General features: G+C 63.5%; 4 protein-coding genes. All 4 read right to left on the reverse strand.

Translation table 11 applies throughout. From position 1 onward, the window contains the following. Nucleotides 1–111 precede the first annotated feature (111 nt). Genes AX709_RS13550 through AX709_RS13565 form a run of 4 tightly spaced genes read right to left on the reverse strand, consistent with a single transcriptional unit; the run spans nt 112 to nt 2546 of the window. Nucleotides 112–618 carry a hypothetical protein gene (locus AX709_RS13550; RefSeq protein ID WP_231727527.1) on the reverse strand — a complete coding sequence of 169 codons (507 nt, stop codon included), beginning with the start codon at nt 616–618 and terminating at the stop codon, nt 112–114. A 5-nt stretch (nt 619–623) separates the two neighbouring features. After that, complete coding sequence (locus tag AX709_RS13555; RefSeq protein ID WP_066550092.1) at nt 624–1634, reverse strand: acyltransferase family protein; 1011 nt, start codon at nt 1632–1634, stop codon at nt 624–626. 7 nt (nt 1635–1641) lie between these two features. Further along, nucleotides 1642–2277, reverse strand: a complete 636-nt coding sequence (locus AX709_RS13560) for a hypothetical protein (protein ID WP_066550095.1) — start codon at nt 2275–2277, stop codon at nt 1642–1644. Further along, the gene (locus tag AX709_RS13565; RefSeq protein ID WP_082731787.1) at nt 2274–2546 is read right to left on the reverse strand and encodes a PadR family transcriptional regulator; all 273 of its coding nucleotides are present in this window, start codon (nt 2544–2546) and stop codon (nt 2274–2276) included. Before AX709_RS13565 ends, AX709_RS13560 begins: the two co-directional genes overlap by 4 nt. Nucleotides 2547–2813: the final 267 nt, after the last annotated feature.

A 2813-nucleotide genomic window follows, 5' to 3' on the forward strand; every position in this document is an offset into this window, starting at 1 on the left:
CTGGCAGGTTGTGTGTATCGTCTGGCCGGCAGCCGCCATTTGAGCCGGTTTCACAATTATCCGGTTTTGACACTGGACATTGGCATTCTCGAAGCACGGCCATGAGAAACGTCAGCACCGTGGAACCCGCTTGTTCCATTCAGGAATGACCCTAAGGCGACGCTTGCCCCAGTAGCTGATGTCCATCGAAAACCAGACGGGCGCGCCTTGGCGTCTGTAGATGATCTGGTCGCCCGAGTCCCCTCTGGTGGAATTTCGGTAACATGACCTCCAGCCTCGCCGTTCCAGTGCGTCGACGACCGCGAATACGGCTGTCTGGTCCAGGTCGTGCCACAAGGTCAGTCGGTCAAAACCGCCACCGCCGTCGCTGCCGTCCAGATCGACCGCCGCCCTGTAAGGCCCGTGTCCCGCGATCATCACCTCCTGCTTGCGGCAACGCATGTCGATCGTGAACGCGATGCAGCGGGTGAAGCCCGCGTTTCGGGCTGTGGCCAGGCTTCCGCTCACCGGCAGGCCGTCAATCAGCATCGCAGGGGGCGGAGGTCGGGTCGGGCCTTCACACCCCGTGATGGCGATCAGGATGGCCAGCATTCCAATATGGCGCGTCGAGCGGATCATCATGGTCAGCCGTTGAGGGCTTCCGCCGAACCATGCGGCCGGGTCCAACGCCGATCGGGCAACTGGCTTCGCATCCAGCGCAGCAAAGGTGCCTCGATCCAAAGATGAAAGACCAGGGAAAGGGCGACGGTGACGGCCACGGCACCAGCAAGGTAGAGCCACGACACCGGAACCTGGTTAGGCGGGAGCTGCAGCAGCTGCCCGATCGCGATCGGGTGCAGCAGGTAGATCGCGTACGACGCGGCACCCAGCAGGAGGACCGGTTTGCTCCGAACGACGAACCCGCCATGTTCGGCGATTACGAGGCCGAGGATGATCGCCCCCGCCGGCAAGCCCCAGGTCAGAACGCGTCCGATGTCCTGAAAATCATCAGGATCGTAGCCGGTCACGCGCGGGAGCGTCAGCAACAGGACCAGGCCCACGCCAGCGATGAGCAGCCCCGCGCTTCCCGGAACGGAGCGCAGCACATGGGAGCGGTTGGTCAGCAGGTAAACAGCGATGCCCAAACCGAACTCGAGCAACAAAGGCCACGGCCCCGGCAAACCGGGCAGGTGGACCAGCGCCAGGATCCCCAGCAGAGCCAGGCTGATCACTGGCGCGTGGCGGGGGCCGAAGCGGAGCGCGAGCCAATACAGGACGTAGAAGCCGAGCTCGTACACAAGCGTCCACGCGACGAAGATAAGCACCGGCCGTCCTCCCGGACCAGGCAGGTAGAGCATTGACTGGATGAGCCACCCGAACGCTTCGGTCATGCCGATGTTCGGCAACGCAAACAGGACGGCGATCACGGTAGCGATCCAGTAGGCCGGGACGACCCGGATCAGGCGGTGCGTCAGGAAATAGCGCGGATCGCGCGAGGAGCTATGGGCGATGATGAAGCCGCTCAGCACGAAAAACAGATCGACGCCGGATGCGCCGACCGTGAACGGCAGGCCCGTCGCAGGCATAAGCCCGAAATGGAATATGACCACGCCGATGGCGGCGAGTGCTCGAACGCCTTGCAGGTTGGCCAGCATTCGACCGCTACAGCGTTTCAGTGCCTGGATGAAGGCGATGGTGCCACCGCGCCAGCATCCAGACGGCCGTCAGTTCGATGCCTAACGCCGCAGCCTGTACCAGCGCGCGGGTGTCGTCGAGAAAGAGCACGGCCATGAAGCCGACGAGCGTCACCGCCGCGGCCGCGTTCAGCTTGGCCACAACGATCACGCGCGCCCAGTCGCGGTCCAGCATGACCCAAGCCATCAGGAGGTGCCCTACGCCAAGCAAGAACACCAGAGCCGCCAGTGACGGCACGGCCGCACGGTTGCCCTCGTTCAATAAAGGCTCGGGCCCGCCGCTCGCCACCAGCAATCCGTGGACTCCCACATGATCCGGCGACAGAAAGGGAAAGCCGAGCAGGACGCCCGTGATCAACAAGGCCGCCATCGGAACCATCAGGCCGACGGCAAGGACGTGGTTCGCCAGAGCGAAGCGCCCCTCTGCGTGGGTCGGCATCTCGCGCCAGGCCGCGATCAAACATCCGATCGCGAACCCGAGCGGCCTACCGTCTTCGGCCGCCGCGTCGAATTCCACCTCCATCGCCCGTGCCCAATCCCGACGGTGTTCGCCGAAACAGCAGCGGGCGAGTGTCATCAGGGCGCGCGCGGCAACCGACGTCATGCTGGTGAAACCTTGAAGTTGAGAGGGCGGCCGTCGTCCCTGGCGGCCCGCGCGAACGCGAGCCCCTGAGCCGTCAGCCGATAGGCGTGACGCGCCGGTCGGCCGGGCTGCGTCGGCTCGCGCCACTCGGCTTCCACGAGGCCCTGATCGGACATCCGCATCAGCAGCGGGTAGAGCGTACCCGAGAGAAGGCCGGTTTCCTTCATCAGGTCATAGCCGTGACACCATTGCGGCGCGCGCGCTGACAATGCGTCCACAAGCTTGAGCATCTGTTTCGATGGCCGCCGGTTGCGTCGCATGAGACAGAAAAAACATATGTAGATTTACGAGTCAAGGCAGAGGTCGTTTCAGGAGTCTGGCGTGTGACAACCGGTCGGTTTTGACACCTAAACCGGCCCGTCGATTTTCCGGCCTCCAGCAGTCTCAATTTTCGGTTTAGAATTTCCGCTTTACGGCGAGCGCTTGACCATTGGCAATGACCGAACTTGGGGCGCTTACCTACCACCCCGCCACCCCAACCTTCACCCCCTCCGCTC

The organism is Sphingomonas sp. CCH15-F11, assembly GCF_001557005.1.
Lineage (GTDB): Bacteria > Pseudomonadota > Alphaproteobacteria > Sphingomonadales > Sphingomonadaceae > Sphingomonas.

Excerpts from the sequence above, each read along its gene's own strand:
- AX709_RS13550 (WP_231727527.1), bottom strand. The coding sequence starts at position 618 with ATGATCCGCTCGACGCGCCATATTGGAATGCTGGCCATCCTGATCGCC.
- AX709_RS13555 (WP_066550092.1), bottom strand. The coding sequence starts at position 1,634 with ATGCTGGCCAACCTGCAAGGCGTTCGAGCACTCGCCGCCATCGGCGTG.
- AX709_RS13560 (WP_066550095.1), bottom strand. The coding sequence starts at position 2,277 with ATGACGTCGGTTGCCGCGCGCGCCCTGATGACACTCGCCCGCTGCTGT.
- AX709_RS13565 (WP_082731787.1), bottom strand. The coding sequence starts at position 2,546 with ATGCTCAAGCTTGTGGACGCATTGTCAGCGCGCGCGCCGCAATGGTGT.